Origin of the sequence: Sinomonas mesophila, assembly GCF_001999765.1 — a bacterium.
GTDB classification, from domain to species: Bacteria; Actinomycetota; Actinomycetes; order Actinomycetales; family Micrococcaceae; genus Sinomonas; species Sinomonas mesophila.
This window is the reverse complement of record NZ_MTIC01000056.1, coordinates 1-840: the sequence shown is the minus strand read 5'-3', so window position 1 is coordinate 840 and position 840 is coordinate 1. Positions and strand designations below refer to the sequence as shown.

Genomic DNA, 840 nt, shown 5'->3' with positions numbered 1-840 from the left:
CCTTCCTCGTCCTGGGCATCTACTTCGTGGCCTTCGGCACCCCCACCGGCGCACCCACCGGCCTCTCCCTGATCACCGACAACGGCGGCATCTTCCCCATGGGCCTGGCCCCGATGATCCTGCTCATGCAGGGCGTCGTGTTCGCCTACGCCTCCGTCGAGCTCGTCGGCACCGCCGCCGGCGAGACCGAGAACCCCGCCAAGGTCATGCCCAAGGCCATCAACTCCGTCGTGGCCCGCATCGCCGTGTTCTACGTCGGCTCGGTCATCCTCCTCTCGCTCCTGCTGCCCTTCACGGACTACCAGAAGGGCATCAGCCCCTTCGTGACCTTCTTCGGCTCCATCGGCGTCCAGGGCGTGGACGTCATCATGAACCTCGTCGTGCTCACCGCCGCCCTCTCCTCGCTCAACGCCGGGCTCTACTCCACCGGGCGCATCCTGCGCTCGATGGCCGCCGCCGGCTCCGCCCCGACCTTCGCCCTGCGGATGAACAAGGCCGGCGTGCCCTACGGCGGCATCGCGATCACCGCCGCCGTCTCGCTCCTGGGCGTGCCGCTGAACTACCTCGTCCCCGCCGACGCGTTCGAGATCGTCCTCAACGTCGCCTCCGTCGGCATCATCACCACCTGGGCCACCATCGTGCTCTGCCAGATCCAGCTCCAGCGCTGGGCCAAGCGCGGCTGGACCGAGCGCCCCGCCTTCCGCATGCCCGGCGCCCCCTGGACCGGCTACGCCACCCTCGTGTTCCTCGCCGCCGTCCTCGTCATGGTCCTCGTCGACTCGCCCTGGACCCTCGCGGCCACCGCCGTCGCCTGCGCCCTCATGGTCATCGGCTGGTACG

1 pseudogene is annotated in these 840 nt (G+C 69.5%); it reads left to right on the top strand.

Going from position 1 to position 840, the window contains the following annotated elements:
• Positions 1–840 (top strand): annotated as a pseudogene (locus tag BV907_RS18065) (amino acid permease); the annotation flags it as partial.